A 15323-nucleotide genomic window follows, 5' to 3' on the forward strand; every position below is an offset into this window, starting at 1 on the left:
GACGAGGCGGAGGTATCACGTGCCCGAAATCAAGACCGACTGCTGCATCGTCGGCGGCGGACCGGCCGGTCTCACGCTGGCGCTGCTGCTGCTGCGCTCGGGCGTCGAGGTGGCGGTGGTGGAGCGCGGCTCCAGCCTGGAGCGCAGCTACCGCGGCGAGATCCTGCAGCCGGGTGGCTCGCGGATCCTGGACTCCCTCGGGGTGCTCGACGCCGCCGAGCGCCGGGGCGCCTGCCGGCTCTCCGGCTTCGCGTTCCTGGCCGGCGACAGGCAGGTGTTCGGCATCGACTACGGCGAGCTGCCCGGGCCGCACAACTACCTGCTCGCCATGCCGCAGCGGCACCTGCTCGCCGAGCTGCTGGCCCGCTGCGCCGAACACCCGCGGTTCACCTACCTGCCGGGCAACCGGGTGCACGCGCTGCTGCGCGACGGTGCCCGGATCACGGGCGTGGCCATCACCGGCGACCCCGCCACCACGGTGCATGCCCGAGTGGTCGTCGGGGCGGACGGGCGCTACTCCAAGGTCCGCCAGCTCGCCGGGGTGGACAACGTCCGGCTGGAGCTGTTCGAGCAGGATCTGCTGTGGTTCCGGCTGCGGGTGCCGGCGGACCGGCGGCCCGGGCGCGTCGAGATCGGCCGCGGCCGCGGCGGCGCGGTGCTGCGGCACGACTCGTATCCGGACTTCGTGCAGCTCGGCTGGACCCTGCCGCACCGCGGCTACGGTGCCGTCGCCGACCGCGGCATCGACGACGTCAAGGCGATGATCACCGAGACGGTGCCGCAGTACGCGGACCTGATCGCCGAGCAGATTCGCGACCTGGGGGACCTGTCGCTGCTCGACGTGTTCGCCGCGACCGCCGACCGCTGGGTCCGGGACGGGCTCGTGCTCATCGGCGACGCGGCGCACACGCACGGGCCGCTCGGCGCGCAGGGCATCAACCTCGCCATCCAGGACGCCGCGCTGCTGCATCCGGTCCTCGTGCGCGCGCTGCGCGAGGACGATCAGAGCGAGGCCGTGCTCGGCGCGTTCCCGGCCGCCCGCCGCCCCGACGTCGACCGGGTCATGCGGGTGCAGACCAGACAGGCCGAGGCGATGTTCGCGGCGGCGCCGTCCGGGCCGCCGGCGGCCCGCACGGCGCGCCCGCCGGCCGCGGCCGACATGACCGCCTGGATCGCGTTCGGCAACCCGGCGATCACCGTGCACGACGAACTCTTCCTCGAATCCTGACCATCCGCCGCGGCGACCAGAGGGGACATCATGACGATCGCTCCGCAGCACCGGCTGACGCTCGCCGAACTGCGCGCCGAGATCGAGCAGTTCTACGCCGAGCACTTCCACCTGCTCGACTCGGGGGCCGCGGCCGAATGGGCGCGGACGTTCACCGAGGACGGCGTCTTCGTGCCGCCGGGCGGCAAGGCGCCGGTTCGCGGCCGCGAGGCGCTCGCCACCGGTGTCGCCGCCGGCTACCAGCGGCTGCTGGCCGCCGGCGAGGTGCACCGGCACTGGCACGGCATGGTGGCGGTGCATCCGCGCGCGGATGGGACGGTGCAGGTGCGCTGCTACGCCCTGATCCTGGCCACCCCGCGCGGCGGCCCCACCCGCACGCACCTGAGCTGCTTCGCCGAGGACGTCTTCGTCCGGGAGGAGGGACGCCTGCTGCTGCGCGAGCGGCGGGTGTCCCGCGACGACTCCGACGACTGATGCCGCGAAAGGTCCGCCCGCGTCGCTGCGGCGACGCGGGCGGACCTCGTTGCCGGGGCGATCACAGGTCCAGCGTGACGCCGTAGGCGACGAGCCACCGGTTGAGCCACAGCGCCATCTCCAGTCCGCCCCGGTCGTACGGCAGGCTCACCTCGCCCGCCGGGCGTCCCGCCGCGGCCCGCGCGCGCCGCAGGTCCAGCAGCGGCAGCACCGGGGCGTCGCGATCGGCGAGCACCGCGGCGAGCTCGGCCCGCAGCGCCCGCTCGTAGCCCGGGTCCTGGATGGCCGGGTACGGCGTCTTCACCCGCCACCGCACCGAGTCCGGCAGCAGGTCGGCGACGGCCGCCCGCAGCAGGCTCTTCTCCCGGCCGTCGAAGGCCTTCATCGACCACGGCACGTTGAAGACGTACTCCACGAGCCGGTGGTCGCAGAACGGCACCCGGACCTCCAGCCCGACCGCCATGCTCATCCGGTCCTTGCGGTCCAGCAGCGCCCGGACGAACCGGGTCAGGTTGAGGTACGTCACCTCCCGCATCCGCCGCTCGGTGGCGTCCTCGCCGGGCAGCACCGGCACCTCCGCGACGGCGTCGGCGTAGGCCGCCCGGCGTCGCTCGGCGAGGTCCAGCTTCTCGGTGAGCCCCTCATCGAGCAGGCCGAGCCCGCCGAAGTACCGCGCGGAGCCCGGGGTCAGCCACGGAAACGTGGTGCCGCGCAGCGCGGCCGGATTGCGGAACCACCGGTACCCGCCGAACAGCTCGTCGGCGGCCTCGCCGGAGAGCGCCACCGTCGAGTGCTCCCGGATCGCCCGGAAGAGCAGGTACAGGGAGGGCCACATGTCGCCCCAGTACGCCGGCGGCTGGTCGTTGGCCCGCAGCACCGCGGCGCGGACCCCGGGCTCGACCAGCTCGGCGCTGTCCAGCAGGACCTCGCTGTGCTCGGCGCCTACGTGCCGGGCCGCCTCGCGGGCGTACGGCCGGTCGGTGCTGCCCCGCACCGCGTCGGGCTCGAACCGGTCGATCGCGGCGGCGAAGTCCACAGCGAACGACCGCAGCGGTCCCAGCCCCTGCCCGGCCAGTGCCCGCGCCGCGAGCGCCGTCACGGCCGAGGAGTCCAGGCCGCCGGAGAGCAGGACACACAGCGGCACGTCCGCGATGAGCTGCCGCGACACCGTGTCCTGCAGCAGCTCGCGCACGGTGGCGATGGTCGTGGGGAGGTCGTCGGTGTGCTCGTTCGCGGTGAGCGTCCAGTACCGGTGGACGGCCGTGCCGTGCCGGCCCACGGTGACGGCCTCGCCCGGCCGGACCTCCAGCATGCCGCCGAACACGGCGGCGCCCGGCGTTTTCACCATGTCGAGCACCTCGCACAGCCCGTCCGCGTCCACCCGCCGGGACACCAGCGGACAGGCCAGGATCGCCTTCGGTTCGGAGCCGAACAGCACCCCGCCGGGCAGCGGGTGGTAGTACAGCGGCTTGACGCCCATGCGGTCGCGCACGAGCAGCAGTTCGGCGCGGTCCGGGTCCCACACCGCGAGCGCGAACATCCCGTTGAGCCGCTCCGCGAAGCGCTCGCCCCACTGCAGGTACGCCCGGAGCACGACCTCCGTGTCGCTGTCGGTGCGGAACCGGTGGCCGTGGCCGCGCAGCTCGGCGCGCAGCTCCCGGTAGTTGTAGACCTCGCCGCAGAAGCTCAGCACGGCGCGGACCCGGCCGTCGTCGTCCGCGACCATCGGCTGCCGCCCGCCGGCCAGATCGATGACGGCCAGCCGCCGGTGCCCGAGCGCCACGTGCCGGTCGAGCCAGAGCCCTTCGTCGTCGGGGCCGCGGCAGGACAGCGTGTCGGTCATCGACCGCAGCACCGGCCGCTCCTGGAGAAGATCACGGTCGAAGTCGAGCCATCCGGTGATACCGCACATCCCATTGCCCTTCTCAGAGTTGACCGCCGGGCAGCCCCGGCATGCCTTGTGGGGCCGGGGCTGCCCGGGGAAACTCGGGCGGCCCCGGGGCGCCTCGTGAGCACCCGGGGCCGCCCGGATCTTCGGCCGCGGCCCGGCCGTACCGGACCGCGGCGGGCCGGGCGAAGCCGGCGTCCGGGGCCGGCTAGCCGACCTGCGGCCGGCTTTCGTTGATCTCCTTGAGCAGCTGGCGCGGCGTGAGCGCATCGCCGACGATCGTCTCGGGCAGGCTGATGTTCAGTTCCCGTTCGATCCGGCTGACCGTGTTGAACAGCGCCAGCGAGTCGTAGCCCAGATCCTCGAACGTCTGGTCGTGGATGTCCCCGCCCAGATCCACCTCCTCGTCCTCTCCGGCGCACTCGCGCAGGGCCTCGACCAGCTCTTCGAGCGTGTACTCCGCCATCGCCTGCACTCTCTTTCTCGTCGTTCTTCCCGATGGTTGGGCGCGCGGCCGGGCGGCCACGTCAGGCGGCGCAGCGCCGCAGGACCATGGCCGAGTTGTGGCCGCCGAAGCCCCGCGCGACGACGAGCGCGCAGCCCGGCGAGGCCGGCCGAGGCTCGTCCGCGACGAGGTCGATCAGGTCCGCGTGGGCCGGTCGGCGCACGTGCACGGTCGGCGGGACGACGCCGTCGCGCAGGGCGAGGGCCGCGGCCGCGAGGTCCAGCGACCCGCCGCCGCCGAGCAGCCGGCCGGTCATCGTCTTGGGCACGGTGACGGCCACCGCGCGAGGGCCGAACACCGCGGCCAGCGTCTCCGCCTCGAGCCGGTCCAGCTCGGCCACCCCGGAGCCGTCGGCGAACACGACGTCCACCTCGGCCGGCGCCGTGCGGGCCTGGGACAGCGCCGTCTCGATCGCGCGCCGCAGGCCGGGGGAGCGCCCGGCGCCGGGGCGGGGGTCGAAGGTGGCGGCGTACCCGGCGATCTCGGCGTACCGGCGGGTGACGCCCCGCCGCGCCGCCGCGTCCTCGTCCTCGATGACCAGCAGCGCGCCGCCCTCGCCCGGGACCCAGCCCGACGCGTCACGGTCGAACGGGAGGTACGCCCGGGCCGGGTCCGGCTCGGGGCTCAGCTGGCGGGATCGGGTCAGGCACAGCCACGACCAGGGGCTCAGCGAGCCGTCCACCCCTCCGGCGAGCATGAGCGGGGTCCCGTGCCGGGTGTTGCGCCGGGCCTTGGCCACCGCGTCGAGGCCGCCCGCCTGCTCCGCGACGAGCGCCCCGCCGGCGCCGCGGATGCCGTGCCGGATGGAGATCTGGCCGGTGTTGACCGGATAGAACCAGGCGAACGACTGGTACGCGCTGACGTACCGGCTGCCCCGGCTCCACAGTGCCTGCAGCTCCCGATGGCCGAACTCGAACCCGCCGCCGGACGCGGCCGTGATCACGCCGCAGCCGTACTCGGGCAGCGCGGACGGGTCCGCCTCCGCATCGGCGAGCGCCTCCTCGGCGGCCACCAGCGCGAGCCTCGTCATGTGGTCGGTCTGCGGCAGCAGGCGGTTGGGCAGCAGCCGGGCGAAGTCGAGGTTCACCTCCCCGGCGACCTGCGCCTGGTAGCCGGACGGATCGAATCGGCTGACCCGCGCCACGCCGGTCTCGCCGGCGAGCGTCGCCCGCCACCACGCGTCCACCCCGAGGCCGTTCGGCGCGACGACGCCGAGCCCGGTGATCACCGTGCGGCCGGAGGCGGCGGCGCGCCGCGGCGCCGCCGGCCGGGCGACCGGGGCGCTCATCGCGCGCCCAGCGCCGGTTTGGCGAGCACGACCGCGCTCTGGAAGCCGCCGAACCCGCTCGCCACGCTCAGCGCGACGTCGACCGGCTGCTCGCGGGCGGTCAGCGGCACGTAGTCCAGGTCGCAGCGCGGGTCGGGGTGGTGCAGGTTGGCGGTGGGCGGCACCACCGAGTGCTCGATGGCGAGGGCGCACGCGGCGAGCTCGATCGCGCAGATGGCGCCCAGCGAGTGCCCGATCATCGACTTGATCGAGCTGACCGGCACGTCGTAGGCGTGGGCACCGAGGCTCGCCTTGAACGCGTTGGTCTCGTGCAGGTCGTTCTGCTTCGTGGCGGAGCCGTGCGCGTTGACGTAGTCGATCGCGGTCGGGTCCAGCCGCGCGGCGTCGAGGGCCGAACGGATCGCGTCGGCCATCTCGCGGCCGTCCGAGCGCAGCCCGGTCATGCTGTAGGCGTTGCACCGCAGCCCGTAGCCCAGGATCTCGGCGTAGGCGCGAGCGCCGCGGCGGCGGGCATGGGTCAGCTCCTCCAGGACGAACACGGCGGCGCCCTCGCCGAGGGTGAATCCGTCGCGGGTCAGGTCGAACGGCCGGGACGCGGTCCCGGGCGTGTCGTTGCGGGCGGTCGTGGCCTTGATGGCGTCGAAACAGGCGACCGTGATCGGCGAGATCGCGGCGTCGGAGGCGCCCACGACCACAACGTCGGCGACGCCGTCGAGGATCAGGTCACTGGCGTGGGCCGCCACGTCGACGCCGGAGGTGCAGCCCGTGGAGACGACGCACACCGGTCCTTCGGCCTCCGCCAGCCAGGCGATCTCGGCCGCCATCGAGGAGGGCAGGAAGTAGTCGTAGAGGTACGGGCTGCCGTGCGCGTCGTCGACCTGCCAGAGCCGCCCCTCGTCGCTGACGACGGAGTACTCGTGGTCGAGGCTCATCGTCATGCCGCAGGCCGTGCCCATGACCACGGCGGTCCGCGCCGGCTCGAGCGAGCCGCGGATCCCGCTGTCGTCCAGGGCCTCCGCGGCCGCCACGACGGCGAACTGGGTCGTGCGGTCCCACCGGCGGATCTGGCGCCGGCTCAGGCCGGCGGCCACGGGATCGAAGTCCACCTCGGCCGCGACCCGCGACCGGAACTGTCCGGCATCGAACGTCGAGATGGCGCGCGTCGCCGTACGCCCGGAGGTGAGCAGGTCCCAGAATTGCTTGCGGCCCACACCACCCGGCGCCACGACGCCGATTCCGGTCAGGACGACCCGTCGTTCACCACGGGTATCTGACACTGCATCTCCCTCTGTCGCGCTCACCAGGCACCCGGGCCGGCCGGTCCGCGGTGCGCCGTGCGTCCGAGCCTGCCGACCGATCTTCAAGAGCACGTCGAAGCCGGATCGACAGGCCGCGATGCCACCCCAGCGCGCCTCAAGCCGGTGCTGCGAACATCCGGCCGGAAACGCAAATCTCAGCGCTGGGAGGCAGCAAAGTGACTGGCATTACCCAGGTGCTCGTGGTCGGCGCCGGACCGGTGGGGCTGACCGCGGCGCATGAACTGGCCCGGCGGGGCGTGCGGGTGCGGCTGATCGACGCGGCGTCCGGGCCGGCGACGACCAGCCGGGCCACCTCGTTGCACGCGCGGACGCTGGAGACCTTCGACCAGATGGGCATGGTCGAGGAGCTGCTGGCCCGGGGCCTGCGGGTGGAGGCGTTCACCCTGTACCAGAACGGGCGCCGGCTGGCCCGGCTCGGCACGAGCTACGCGCCCAATCCCACCCGGTACCCGTTCACCCTCGCGATCCAGCAGGTGACCACGGAGGAGGTCCTGCGCACGGCGCTGGAGAAGCACGGCGTGGTCGCCGAGTGGGGGGTCCGGCTCGCGGAGCTGCGCCAGGACGGCTCGCAGGTGCACGCCGAGCTCCACCACGCCGACGGGACCGTCGAGACCGTCCGCACGCCGTGGCTGGTCGGCTGCGACGGCGGGCACAGCACCGTGCGCCGGCAGCTGGGCATTCCGCTCGTCGGTGACGCCAACGAGACGTGGATGCTCGCCGACGCGGAGGTGTCGGTCGACCTGCCGCGGGACAGTCTCTATCTGGTACGGCAGCAGGGACACAACATCCTTATGGTGCCGCTGCCCGGCGAGCGCCGCTGGCGGCTGATCGACACCCGCGACGTGGCCTACGACGGCGACAACGGCGCGCTGCGCCAACGCCTGGCCGGCAAGCTCTCGGCGGGGCTCGGGCAGCCCCGGGTGCGGGTCGGGGAGCCGGAGTGGGTCTCGGTGTTCACCGCCCAGCAGCGCATGGTCAACCAGATGCGGGTCGAGCGGTGCTTCGTCGCCGGCGACGCCGCCCACGTGCACAGCCCGGCCTCCGGCCAGGGTCTCAACACCGGCATCCAGGAGGCGTTCAACCTCGGCTGGAAGCTCGCGATGGTCGTGCACGGCCGGGCCGATGCCGCCCTGCTGGACACCTACAGCCTCGAGCGGGTGCCGGTGGGTGCCGCGCTGCTGGACTCGACGAAGAACGCCGCCCGCCTGGTGGCGCTGCGCAACGCCGTCGCCGGCGCCACGCAGCCGCTGTTCTTCGCGCTCGTGCGTGCGATCACGCCCCTGCGGGTGAAGATCCAGGAGCAGATCCTCGGCAAGATCTCGGCGCTGAACGTCGCGTATCCGGACAGCCCGCTGACGGCGGCGGGCACCGGCTCCGGCAACGGCGCCCGGCCGCGCCCGGGCGAGCGCGTCGCCCGGGTCATGCCGGCGGGCTGCGGGGCGGACGGCTGGCGGATGCTCCTCGACGAGCTGCGCGACCCGCGGTGGAGCCTGCTCGCCGGGCCGGAGCTGGCCGGCGCGGCGGAGCTGGCGGCGGCCGGCCGGGGCACCGCCGGATGGCTGTCCGTGCGGGTGGCCGACGAGCGGGCCGACCCGGGCGGCGTGCTACGCGCCGACCTCGGCCTGGAGGGGGCCGGCTGGCTGCTGATCCGGCCGGACGGGTACCTCGCGGCGCGGGGCGGCTCGTTCACGTTCCCGGCGTTCGCCGCGGCACTCGAGCCGGTGGCCCTCACCGGGCAGGTCGCGGCCGGATGAGCAGGCCCGCGCCGCCGGGAGCCGCGGCGCGCACCCGGCCCCGGCGGCGCGCACCCGGCCCCGGCGGCGCGCACCCGGCCCCGGCGGCGCGCGCCGGGGCCGGGCGGGGTGCGGGCCGGGGCTCAGGCGGCCGGCCGGGCCGCCTCCTCGGTCCGCACGACGTCGTAGAGCCCGCGCTCGAACTGGGCGAGCGATCGCATCGCCCGCGCCGCGGCCAGCTGCATCAGCGCGGACACCGCGGCCGCGTGGTGCTCCCGGCTCTCCCACTCCGCCACCTCGACGAACACGGAGGGCTCGTCGGCGGCGCGCAGGAGCTGGAACCGGCGGGCCCCCGGCTGGGCCCGCATGAACGCGGCCACCTCGTCGTGGACGCGCTGGAACTCGCCGACGTCTCCGCCGACCGTGACGCGATTGACCAGTACGATCATGGTTGTCTCCCCTCGGTTCGGGCGACCGCCCCGGGCGTGCCCGCGGCCGGGTCGATGAGCTGCTCACGAAGCTGGCGCCGCTGGACCTTGCCGAAGTCGGCGCCGGGAATGGTGGCGATCGTGGTGATGTGCCGGATGCGCTGGTGCGGCGGCAGCTGGCGGTTCGCGAACGCCGCGATCTCGGCCAGCGGCGTCGCGGCGGAGCGGTCCCGGGGCACGACGAGCGCGTAGGGAACCCGGCCGAGAATCGGGTCGGGATAGTCCACGACGGCGCAGTCCCGCACGGCCGGATGGGTGGTCAGCAGCCGCTCGATCTCGGTCGGTGAGACCAGTTCGTTGCCCACCTTGAACAGGTCCCCGAGCCGGTCGACGAGCCGGAGATAGCCGTCCTCGTCCTGGTAGCCCACGTCGCCGGTGGACAGCCAGCCGTCGGCGTCCACGAGGGGCTCGTCGCTGCCGAGGTAGCCGACGGCCACCTGCGGCCCGCGCACCTGCACCTCGCCGCGCCGGCCCGCCGGCACCGGAACGCGGGTGTCGATGTCCACGACACGGCACTGGGTCTGCAGCACGGCGGGGCCGACCGAGCCGAGCTTGGGCCGCTCCCGCTTGTCCGAATGGGTCAGCGCGGCGTTCTCCACCATGCCGTACCCCTGGATGACCGGGACGCCGAAATGCGCCGAGAGCGCCGAGGCGGTCGACGGCTTGAGATCCGTGCCGCCGGTGCGGACCACCTCGACCGTCTCGAACCGCAGGTCCGGCAGGCGCTGGTCGATGGCCAGCCGGGCGAGCTGCCCGGGCTGCGCGTAGAAGCACCGGGCGCCGTAGGCGTTGGCCATCGCGATCGCGGTCGCCGGGTTCGGGTCCGGGCAGAGCACCTGGGTGGCGCCGGCCGAGATGGCGCCGTTGAGGTGCATGCAGTGGTAGATCGGCAGGTGGTTGAGCACGATCCCGAGCCGCTCGAGCTCATGCGCGTTCGCCGTCTGCACCGCGTTGGCGACGAGGTTGCGATGCGACAGCTGCACCGCGCGCGGCTCGCCCGTCGTGCCGTGCGTGAAGTGCAGGTAGGCCACGGACGCGGGGTCGGCCCGGCGGCGGGGCGGCGCCGGATCCGCGGCGGCGAGCAGGTCGTCGAGCACGAGTACGCCCGGCTCGTGGGCCGGCGCCCCCTCGTCCACGATGACGAACCGAAGGCCCGGCAGCCGGTCCGCGGCCGGGGCGATCCGGGCGTACAGCGCCTGCGTGAGGAACGCGAGCCGGACGTCGCAGCCGCGCAGCACCGACTCGATGCCGGCGGTGCGGAGCATCGGCTTGACCGTGACCGCGACGTTGCCGCTGCGCAGCACCCCGTAGAGCGAGACGGGAAACGAGGTGCAGAGCGTCGGCGTGACGGCGATCCGGCAGGGCCGCTCGCCGACCAGGTCCACGATCGCGGCGGCCAGCCGGCTGACCCGCGCGTCCAGTTCGCCGAACGACACGTCGTCGAGCGTCGTGCGGATCGCGGCGCGGTCCGGTGTCCGCGCCGCGGTCCGGGACAGCATCTCGTCGAGGGTGAGCGTCGTCGGGATGGTGGGTGTGCCGAGAGTGCGCTGCCGCACGGGGTCTCCTCTCGTCGGTACGCACGAATCGCCCGCACTCTCGCAGCACCGGATCGACCGGCGGTCGAGCACAGCTGGACCTGGGCCCCCGTGGCGGCGCCGTCCGGCGCTTGAAGCGCGCTCGATCGCCGGCCCGCACGCTCGACGCGCCGAGTGTCACCCTCATCCGGCGCGCCCGGGGCATCCCGACGGCGGGCCGGCCTGCCCCCGGAGGCAGCATTGACCGACTTCCTAACCCTGCCGGCGGCGCCGAGCTGGGTGATGGCGAACCGCTTCACCCGCGCGGCCCTCGCCGGCGACAGTGACGTCACGTCGTTCGACCAGCTGCACGACTGGGTGCGGCAGCGCCGCGCGGCGTACCGCTTCGAGGTCGAGCGCATCCGCTTCGACCAGCTCGTCGGCTGGCACCGGGCGCCGAGCACCGGCAACCTCGCCCACGACACCGGTCGCTTCTTCAGCATCGAAGGGCTCCAGCTGCGCACGGACGCCCATCCGGAGGGCGGCTGGTCCCAGCCGATCATCAACCAGCCCGAGGTCGGGGTGCTGGGCATCCTCGCCCGCGAGTTCAACGGCGTGCTGCACCTGCTGATGCAGGCGAAGATGGAGCCGGGCAACGTCAACGTGGTGCAGCTCTCGCCGACAGTGCAGGCCACCCGCAGCAACTACACCGGCGCGCACCGCGGACAGGCGGTGCAGTATCTGGAGTACTTCATCGGTCCGCGCCGCGGCCGGGTCCTCGCCGACGTGCTGCAGTCCGAGCAGGGCTCGTGGTTCCTGCGCAAGCGCAACCGCAACATGGTGGTCGAGGTGACCGGTGACGTGCCCGTGGGCGGCGACTTCTGCTGGTTGTCGCTGGGCCAGGTCCAGCGGCTGCTGCGGGAGGACAACATGGTGAACATGGACGCCCGCACGGTGCTGTCCTGCCTGCCGTTCACCGCCGTGGACACCGACGGCGACGGCTTCCGCGGCGCCTTGCAGCGCTCGATCGCCGGCTGGCCCTACGAGCGGCACACGCTGGTCGAACTGATCAGCTGGCTCACCGACGTGCGCGCGCGGCGCGATTTCGCGCAGACACCGATCCCGCTGAACGCGGTGGAGCACTGGGTGCACGAGCCGGACGTGATCCGGCATCAGGACGACCGCTACTTCACCGTGATCGCGGTCGACGTCCGGGCCACCGCCCGGGAGGTGACCCGCTGGACCCAGCCGCTCTTCGCGCCGCGGTCGCGGTCGATCATCGCCTTCCTGGTCCGGCGGATCCGCGGCGTCCTGCACGTCCTCGTGCATGCCCGGGTGGAGGCCGGGTCCGCGTCGATCGCCGAGTTCGCCCCGACCGTGCAGTGCGACCCGGCCAACTACACCGGGGCGTTCGCCGGGCTCCGGCCGCCCTTCCTCGACGTGGTCGCCGGCGCGGCGCCCGAGCGCATCCGCTACGACGTCGTGCAGTCGGAGGAGGGCGGCCGCTTCTACCACGCCGAGATCCGCAACCTCATCGTCGAGGTGGGCGACGACTTCCCGCTCGACGCGCCCGACGACTACCGGTGGATGACGGTCCGGCAGATGACGGAGCTGCTGCGGCACAGCAACTATTTCAACGTCGAGGCGCGCGGGCTCGTCGCCTGCCTGCACTCGCTATGGTGAGGTGGGGGATCCTCGGCTGCGCGGACATCGCCCGGCGTAAGACGCTGCCGGCGCTGGCCGGGCTGCCGGGCACGGCCGTGTCGGCCGTCGCGAGCCGGGACCGGGGGCGGGCCGAGCGGCTCGCCGGCGAGATCGGCTGCGCGGCGGTCACGGGCTATGCGGCGCTGCTGGAGCGCGCCGACGTGGACGCCGTATACCTGCCGCTCCCGCCCGGCCTGCACGCGCGGTGGGCGGACCGGGCCCTGCGCGCCGGCAAGCACGTGCTGGTCGAGAAGCCGCTCGCGACCCGGCGCGCCGACGCGGAACGACTGTTCGACCTGGCCAGATCGCACGGGCGGGTGCTGATGGAGAACATGACGTTCGTCCACCACGCCCAGCACCGGGCGGTCGTGGGGCTGCTGGCTGACGGCGCGATCGGCGCACTGCACGGGTTCGACGGCCGCTTCACGATTCCACCGCGGCCGGACGGCGACATCCGCCTGGTCGCGGACCTCGGCGGCGGCGCGCTGCTCGACCAGGGGGTGTACCCCGTGCGCGCCGCGCTGTACCTGCTCGGCGAGGGCCTGCAGCACGTCGGCTCGGTGCTGCGCGGCCCGTCGCGGGATACGGTCGATCTCGCCGGCCGGGCGCTGCTGCTCTCGCCGGCGGGCATCCCGGCGTCCATCGAGTTCGGCATGCTGGGGCCGTATCGGGCCGGCTACGCGCTCACCGGCGCGCGCGGCCGGATCGTGGTGCCGCGCGCGTTCACCCCGCCGGACGGGCACGCTCCCGTCGTACGGCTGGAACGGGACGGTCGCCAGGAGGAGCGCACGCTGCCGCCGGACCGTCAGTTCCGCAACGCGATCGCGTGCTTCCTCGCCGCCGTGCGGGGCGTGAGCGCTCTCGACGACTACGAGGCCGCCTCCCTGCACCAGGCCGATGTCGTGGACAAAATTCTGACGTTGGCCCGGCGAGCGCCGTGTGCGCGGTAACCTGCAAATTCATATCCGGCGATGCGACGGGGGTGCGGCAGTGGGACTGGGACTTGTCGGGTGGTACGACTGGCCTACATTCGACGCGCGCCGATGACGGGGCCGACGAGATCGTATTCACGCGTGCTCGTCGTCGATGACAACGCGCTGTTCCGCGACGGGCTGCGCGCGATGATCGATCTCGAGCCCGGGCTGGTCGTCGTGGGGGAGGGGAAGTCGTTCGACGACGCGGTCGCGCTCGCGGCCGACCAGCGGCCCGACGCCGTCATCCTGCAGGCGGAGTGTCCGGGCGGAGGGCTCGTCAGCACGGTGCACCAGCTCAGGCGCCTGCTGCCCGCGATGACCATCATCGTGCTCTGCGCCCGCCACCATCCGGCCGTGCTGCGCCGCTCGCTCGGCAAGGGCATCGACGTCTGGCCGGTGAAGGCGGTGACCCGGCGGAAGCTGATCACCAAGCTGCGGGAGATCGACAAGGTCCGCCAGGAGGCCACCTGCCTGGCCGTCTGGGCGCCCGAGCCGGCGGATCAGGCGCTCAACGGGTCGAAGGTGCTGCTGTCGGACCGGGAGCGCCAGGTGCTGGGACTCGTCGCGATCGGCCTGAGCAACGCACAGATCGCCAGTCAGCTGGACATCGTCGAGGGGACGGTCAAGCGGCACCTGCGCAACATCTTCGCCAAGCTCGGGGCCCGGTCGCGCATCGACGCCGTCAACCGGGCCGTCGCCGCGGCACTGCTGCTCCCGCCGGGGACGCTGGACTCGAACTGGGCGTGGCTCAACGGGCTCTGGATGTGAACTCGACGATGGACTCGATCATGTAGTCGACCATGTCCGTCGTGACCCCGGGGTAGACGCCGATCCAGAAGGTGGACTCGGTGACGATGTCGGAGTTGCGAAGATCGCCCACCACGCGGAACCGCACGTCCTCGTAGGCCGGGTGCCGGGTGAGGTTGCCGCCGAAGAGCCGCCGGGTGCCGATCCGCCGCGACTCGAGGAATGCCACCAGGTCGCTGCGGGTGTAGCCGGCGTCGGGCAGCACGGTGATGACGAATCCGAACCAGCTCGGGTCGCTGTCCGGCGTCGCCCGGGGGAGCATCAGGCCGGGAACGTCCGCCAGGCCGTCCCGCAGGCGCTGCCAGTTGCGCCGGCGCGCCTGGCCGAACTCGGCGATCCGGCGCAGCTGGCTCAGCGCGAGGGCGCCCTGGATGTCGGTCGACTTCAGGTTGTACCCGACGTGGGAGAAGATGTACTTGTGGTCATAGCCCGCCGGTAGGGTGCCCAGCTGATAGTCGAAGCGCTTCAGGCACTTGTTGTCCTCACCCGGCTCACACCAGCAGTCGCGGCCCCAGTCACGCATCGACTCCACGATGCGGGCCAGCTCCAGGCTCCGGGTCAGCACGCAACCGCCCTCGCCGCTGGTGATGTGGTGCGCGGGATAGAAGCTCACCGTGGTCAGGTCGCCGAACGTGCCGGTGAGCCGGCCGCGGTAGGTGGAGCCGACCGCGTCGCAGTTGTCCTCGATGAGGAACAGCCCGCGCTCGTCCGCGATCCGTGCGATCTCCTCGGCCTGGAACGGGTTGCCCAGGGTGTGCGCCATCATGATGACCCGGGTCCGGTCGGACAGGGCCGCCTCGACCCGTTCGGCGGTCGTGTTGTAGGTGCCGAGCTCCACGTCGACGAAGACCGGGGTGAGGCCGTTCTGCACGATCGGGTTGACCGTGGTCGGGAAGCCGGCGGCCACGGTGACGACCTCGTCGCCGGGGCGCAGCCGCATCTCCTTGAGCTTCGGCGACGTCAGGGCGGCCAGGGCCAGCAGGTTCGCCGAGGAACCGGAGTTGACCAGGTGGGCCTTGCGGAGCCCGAAGTACCGCGCGAAGGCGCTTTCGAACCGCCGCGCGCTCGGCCCGGCGGCAATGCGCAGGTCCAGCGCGGCCTCCACGATCGCCACCCGGTCGTCCTCGTCGAGCACCGCGCCGGACGCCAGGATCGGCGTCACGCCGGGGACGAAGTCGGCGGACTTCTGCTCCTGGTGGTACTTGCGGACCTGCTCCAGCACCAGAGCCCTGGTGTCGCCATCCATGTGTCGCCTCCAGCCGAGAATCAGACGCCCCGACTGTGCCGACCGCCGGTCGAGGACAGGTCGAACCGGACTGGTGCGTCCGGCGCGAGCGGGATTCGAGCGCCCCGGGGCACGATCACCGCAGCCGGCCGGCCGAGCGGCCGCGGAAGGGAGCG

At 73.3% G+C, this 15323-nt stretch carries 13 protein-coding genes; 6 read left to right on the plus strand and 7 right to left on the minus strand.

Features of this window, described 5'->3' with window-relative positions:
* Window positions 1-19 precede the first annotated feature (19 nt).
* Entirely contained in the window at window positions 20-1228 is a 1209-nt protein-coding gene (locus tag ACQPXD_RS19385) for an FAD-dependent monooxygenase (RefSeq protein ID WP_432840368.1), read from the plus strand.
* Window positions 1229-1258: 30 nt separating this feature from the next.
* A complete protein-coding gene (locus tag ACQPXD_RS19390; protein WP_432840370.1) occupies window positions 1259-1702 on the plus strand; it encodes a nuclear transport factor 2 family protein in 444 nt (147 codons plus the stop codon).
* Between the two features lie 61 nt (window positions 1703-1763).
* Here the strand turns inward: ACQPXD_RS19390 and asnB are convergent, their stop codons facing one another.
* From asnB to ACQPXD_RS19410, 4 genes are all read right to left on the minus strand, one after another.
* A complete protein-coding gene (gene asnB, locus ACQPXD_RS19395; RefSeq protein ID WP_432840372.1) occupies window positions 1764-3557 on the minus strand; it encodes an asparagine synthase (glutamine-hydrolyzing) in 1794 nt (597 codons plus the stop codon).
* Window positions 3558-3798: 241 nt separating this feature from the next.
* Window positions 3799-4056 carry an acyl carrier protein gene (locus ACQPXD_RS19400; protein ID WP_432840374.1) on the minus strand — a complete coding sequence of 86 codons (258 nt, stop codon included), beginning with the start codon at window positions 4054-4056 and terminating at the stop codon, window positions 3799-3801.
* 61 nt (window positions 4057-4117) lie between these two features.
* Window positions 4118-5383, minus strand: coding sequence for a beta-ketoacyl synthase N-terminal-like domain-containing protein (locus ACQPXD_RS19405; RefSeq protein WP_432840376.1), 1266 nt, complete (start codon window positions 5381-5383; stop codon window positions 4118-4120).
* On the minus strand, window positions 5380-6660 hold the full coding sequence (locus tag ACQPXD_RS19410; RefSeq protein ID WP_432840378.1) for a beta-ketoacyl-[acyl-carrier-protein] synthase family protein: 1281 nt from the start codon (window positions 6658-6660) through the stop codon (window positions 5380-5382). Before ACQPXD_RS19410 ends, ACQPXD_RS19405 begins: the two co-directional genes overlap by 4 nt.
* A gap of 197 nt (window positions 6661-6857) precedes the next feature.
* Between ACQPXD_RS19410 and ACQPXD_RS19415 the strand changes: the two genes are divergently transcribed.
* Window positions 6858-8456 carry an FAD-dependent oxidoreductase gene (locus tag ACQPXD_RS19415; RefSeq protein WP_432840380.1) on the plus strand — a complete coding sequence of 533 codons (1599 nt, stop codon included), beginning with the start codon at window positions 6858-6860 and terminating at the stop codon, window positions 8454-8456.
* 122 nt (window positions 8457-8578) lie between these two features.
* Here the strand turns inward: ACQPXD_RS19415 and ACQPXD_RS19420 are convergent, their stop codons facing one another.
* Together ACQPXD_RS19420 and ACQPXD_RS19425 are read right to left on the minus strand one after the other, a co-directional pair.
* Window positions 8579-8884, minus strand: a complete 306-nt coding sequence (locus tag ACQPXD_RS19420; protein ID WP_432840382.1) for an antibiotic biosynthesis monooxygenase family protein — start codon at window positions 8882-8884, stop codon at window positions 8579-8581.
* The gene (locus tag ACQPXD_RS19425) at window positions 8881-10479 is read right to left on the minus strand and encodes a class I adenylate-forming enzyme family protein (protein ID WP_432840384.1); all 1599 of its coding nucleotides are present in this window, start codon (window positions 10477-10479) and stop codon (window positions 8881-8883) included. Before ACQPXD_RS19425 ends, ACQPXD_RS19420 begins: the two co-directional genes overlap by 4 nt.
* Before the next feature lie 261 nt (window positions 10480-10740).
* Between ACQPXD_RS19425 and ACQPXD_RS19430 the strand changes: the two genes are divergently transcribed.
* The 3 genes from ACQPXD_RS19430 (at window position 10741) to ACQPXD_RS19440 (ending at window position 13883) form a co-directional block, all read left to right on the plus strand.
* Window positions 10741-12120: an NDP-hexose 2,3-dehydratase family protein gene (locus tag ACQPXD_RS19430; protein ID WP_432843900.1), complete on the plus strand. Its 1380-nt coding sequence runs from the start codon at window positions 10741-10743 to the stop codon at window positions 12118-12120.
* Window positions 12114-13091: a Gfo/Idh/MocA family protein gene (locus tag ACQPXD_RS19435; RefSeq protein ID WP_432840386.1), complete on the plus strand. Its 978-nt coding sequence runs from the start codon at window positions 12114-12116 to the stop codon at window positions 13089-13091. The genes ACQPXD_RS19430 and ACQPXD_RS19435 overlap by 7 nt, the downstream gene beginning before the upstream one ends.
* A gap of 123 nt (window positions 13092-13214) precedes the next feature.
* Window positions 13215-13883 carry a response regulator transcription factor gene (locus tag ACQPXD_RS19440; RefSeq protein WP_432840388.1) on the plus strand — a complete coding sequence of 223 codons (669 nt, stop codon included), beginning with the start codon at window positions 13215-13217 and terminating at the stop codon, window positions 13881-13883.
* Here ACQPXD_RS19440 and rfbH read toward each other — a convergent pair.
* Complete coding sequence (gene rfbH, locus ACQPXD_RS19445) at window positions 13864-15168, minus strand: lipopolysaccharide biosynthesis protein RfbH (RefSeq protein ID WP_432840390.1); 1305 nt, start codon at window positions 15166-15168, stop codon at window positions 13864-13866. The two genes, ACQPXD_RS19440 and rfbH, sit on opposite strands and share 20 nt — an antisense overlap.
* Between the last annotated feature and the right edge of the window lie 155 nt (window positions 15169-15323).

Source organism: Dactylosporangium sp. CA-092794, assembly GCF_050948465.1.
Taxonomy (GTDB): domain Bacteria; phylum Actinomycetota; class Actinomycetes; order Mycobacteriales; family Micromonosporaceae; genus Dactylosporangium.

What these genes read in the sequence shown, in the direction of transcription:
- ACQPXD_RS19405 (WP_432840376.1), bottom strand. Translation starts at nt 5,383, where the DNA reads ATGAGCGCCCCGGTCGCCCGGCCGGCGGCGCCGCGGCGCGCCGCCGCC.
- ACQPXD_RS19430 (WP_432843900.1), top strand. Translation starts at nt 10,741, where the DNA reads ATGGCGAACCGCTTCACCCGCGCGGCCCTCGCCGGCGACAGTGACGTC.
- ACQPXD_RS19420 (WP_432840382.1), bottom strand. Translation starts at nt 8,884, where the DNA reads ATGATCGTACTGGTCAATCGCGTCACGGTCGGCGGAGACGTCGGCGAG.
- ACQPXD_RS19390 (WP_432840370.1), top strand. Translation starts at nt 1,259, where the DNA reads ATGACGATCGCTCCGCAGCACCGGCTGACGCTCGCCGAACTGCGCGCC.
- ACQPXD_RS19400 (WP_432840374.1), bottom strand. Translation starts at nt 4,056, where the DNA reads ATGGCGGAGTACACGCTCGAAGAGCTGGTCGAGGCCCTGCGCGAGTGC.
- ACQPXD_RS19435 (WP_432840386.1), top strand. Translation starts at nt 12,114, where the DNA reads ATGGTGAGGTGGGGGATCCTCGGCTGCGCGGACATCGCCCGGCGTAAG.
- rfbH (WP_432840390.1), bottom strand. Translation starts at nt 15,168, where the DNA reads ATGGATGGCGACACCAGGGCTCTGGTGCTGGAGCAGGTCCGCAAGTAC.